Source organism: Streptomyces sp. NPDC007901 (genome assembly GCF_042959465.1).
GTDB lineage: Bacteria > Actinomycetota > Actinomycetes > Streptomycetales > Streptomycetaceae > Streptomyces.
Genome location: NZ_JBIBKW010000078.1, coordinates 1 through 3,510, shown reverse-complemented (window position 1 = coordinate 3,510; position 3,510 = coordinate 1). Strand labels below are relative to the sequence as shown.

The following is a 3,510-nucleotide window of genomic DNA, read 5'->3' as shown; positions in this document are numbered from 1 at the left end:
CGCCCGGCCCACACCCAACAACCGCTCCGGGTACGCCAACCGCAGCTCCAGCACCGGACCTTCCGCCGACTCCCGCACCAACCCCAGCAACTCCATCGCGTGCATCACCGGAGCATCGAGCGCGCCACCGGCCCCGAAGCCCTCAGCAGAACCCACGCGACCGAGGTAGTTGAAGCCGACCTGCGCCGACGGCAGAACCGCCAACTCGTCCACGGTCTCCGGGTTCAGCCAGCGGAGCAGCCCGTAGCCGAGCCCGTCCCCGGGTACCGCCCGCACCTGCTCCTTCACCCCGAGCACCGACACACCACCATCGGCACCCGCGCTCAGCCGTACGGGATGCGAGGACGTGAACCAGCCCACCGTCCGCGACAGATCTGGGATACCCGGCAACGGCTCACGCCCGTGCCCCTCGACATCCACCAGGAACCCGTCAGACCCGGCCCACTCACCGACCGCCGCGGCCAGGCCGGCCAACAGCACCTCGTCCACCCCGGCATGGAACGCCGCCGGCACCCCCGCCAACAGCGCAGACGTCACCTCCACCGGAACGGTCACCGCCACCTCGCGAACCGTCGCACCCACATCCACCAGCGGATCCAACGGAACATCCGTCAACAACTCCTGCGGACCATCCACCACCGCCCGCCATGCGGCCACCTCAGCCACCCGCTCGGGCCGAACCGCCTCCGCCGCCAACTCCCGCGCCCACGCCCGGAACGACACCGGAACCGGATCCAACTCCACGGACCGTCCCTCGACGAGCATCGTGAGGGCCCGCTCGAGATCAGGCAGCAGGGTCTGCCACGAGACCGTGTCGACGACCAGGTGGTTGGCCACCACGACCAGTCGGCCCGCCACATCCGGACCCGCGTCCAGCCACACCACCTGCACCATCACCCCGGCCGCAGGATCCAACCGCCCCACCGCCGCCTCGATCTGCTCCCCGACCACAACGGCCGGATCAACCCCGACCACATCCACCCGAGCCACCAGCTCTTCAACCGACACCGCCGGACTCTCCGGCACCACCAACACCCCGGACTCCACCAACAACCGTGCACGCAGGACCTCATGACGGTTCACCACGGCCTGCACGGCATCGACTAGCGCCTCGCGATCCAGCCCCGGGGGCACCGTCAGCACACCCGGCTGGACGATCCGGCCTACCCGCTCCGGTCCGACCCGGTCCAAGAGCTCGCGCATCACCGGGGTCAGCGGCACCTCACCGACGCCGGTGTCCGAGGGCCGTGCGCTCCCCGTGCCGGACGAGGCCACGGCCACCTGTGCCAGCCGCTCGGGCGTCTTCTCCTCGAAGATCTGGCGCGGCGACACGGTCCAGCCCGCGGAACGGGCCCGGGACGCGAGTTGCATCGACATGATCGAGTCGCCGCCCAGCGCGAAGAAGCTGTCCCCGAGCCCGGCCTCGTCCAGCCCCAACACCTCGGCGAACAGGGCGCTGAACACCTCCTCTGCCTCGGTCGACGGGGCGCGCGTATCGGCGGACACGAGGTCGGGGGCAGGCAAGGCATACCGGTCGATCTTCCCGTTGACGGTCAACGGGAACACGTCGAGGACAACGACCACCGACGGGACCATGTACTCCGGCAGACGAGTAGCGGCCAACTCCCGCAGCGCCTCGGCTTCCACGTCACCGAGGACGTACCCGACCAGCCGACCGTCACGGGCCACCACGGCGGCCCGCTCGACCAGCGGATGACCCGCGAGGACGGTCTCGACCTCACCGAGCTCCACGCGGAACCCGCGGATCTTCACCTGCGCATCCGCACGCCCCACGAACTCCAACTGCCCGTCGGCGGTCCAGCGAGCCAGGTCACCCGTCCGATACATTCGCCCGCCGTCATCGAAGGGGCAGGCCACGAACCGCTCGGCCGTCAGGTCGGGCCGGTTGATGTAACCGCGAGCCAGGCCGGATCCGGCAACGTAGAGGTCACCCGTTACGCCGTCGGGGACGGGCCGTAGGAACGCATCCAGCACGTAGGTGCGGACGTTGGGCAGCGGACGGCCGATCGCCGGCGGGGCATCCTCACCCGTGATGCCCTCCTCCAACAGGACCGCAGTGGTGATGACAGTGGCCTCGGTAGGCCCGTACGTGTTCCACACCCGGGCACCCGCACGCCACTTCGCCGCCAGACCGGCCTCCAGCCGCTCCGCACCCAAGACCCAGTTCCCCACCCCTGGAACCGAACCCGGCTCCAGCACCCCCAGCAACGACGGCACCACACTCGCCGTGACCACACCTGCCGCCTCGACCATGGCCGCCAGAGCACCAGCGTCCTGCCGCTCCTCCGCCGAGGCAATCGCCAACGTGCCCCCAGCAGCCAGCGTCACCGCCACATCCAACACCGCCGCATCGAAACTGAACGACGCGAACTGCAACGCCGTCACCCCGGCATCCACACCGAGCACCGGACGCATGGCCGACGCCAGATTCGCCACGGAGGCATGCGCCACCGCCACACCCTTCGGACGCCCCGCCGACCCCGACGTATAGATGACATAGGCCAGTTGGCCCGGATCCACGGCGCTGTCCGGTCCCTCGCCGAACTCGATCTCCAACTCGTCGAGCCGCACCGTGTCGACGCCCTCGGACAGCCGATCCGCCGTCTCGGGTGTCACCAACACCCATTCGGCGCCACTGTCGGCCACCATGAACGCCAGCCGGTCGGACGGGTACTCCGGATCCAACGGGACGTACGCCCCACCCGCCTTCCACACCGCCAGCATGGCCACGACCATCTCGGCCCCACGCGGCAGACACAGCCCCACCCGCGACTCACGCCCCACACCACGGGCAACCAGCCCGCGGGCCAACGCATCCGACCGCGCATCCACCTCCCCATAGGAAAAAGCCTGTTGCCGGAACCACAACGCAGTCGCATCCGGCGTCCGCACCGCCCACCCACGGAACCGCTCCAGCACCGTGCCGGGCTCCGTCGGACGGGCGGTGGCGTTCCACTCCTCCACCACCGCTGCCCGTTCGGACTCGTCCAACAACTCAATGTCGCTGAGACGTAGTTGCCGATCGTCCGCGATCTGCTCCAACACCCGGACCAGGCGGCGGGCCATCCGCAGGGCGCTCCGGCGCCTGAACACGTCGGCCCGGTAGTCGAGACGGATCGCGAGGCCGTCCTCTGGCGTAACCCCCAGCGCCAGCGCGAAGTTGGTCGACTCGCGGAGCTCGGTGGCTGTGACGGTGAGACCGTCGCCGATGGGTTGGACGTCCAGGTCGCCTGGGTAGTTCTCGAAGGCCAGGAGCGTGTCGAAGGTCGCGCCGGGGCCGGCGGTCCGTTGTACTTCGCTCAGCCCGACATGCTGGTGGTCCAGCAACGCCGACTGCCGCGCCTGAAGCGCCCCCAGCACCTCACCCACCGACCGGGCCGCATCCAGAGCGACGCGTACCGGCAGCGTGTTGATGAACAGACCGAGCATCGCCTCCATCCCCGGAAGCTCCGCCGGGCGCCCGGCCACCGTCGCCCCGAACACCACCTC

The 3,510-nt window shown here is 69.8% G+C and carries 1 protein-coding gene; it reads right to left on the bottom strand.

Annotation, left to right across the window (positions count from 1 at the left end):
- A partial coding sequence (locus ACFZDK_RS55580) for an amino acid adenylation domain-containing protein (protein WP_390987016.1) occupies window positions 1-3,504 on the bottom strand: 3,504 nt, incomplete at its 3' end.
- Window positions 3,505-3,510: the final 6 nt, after the last annotated feature.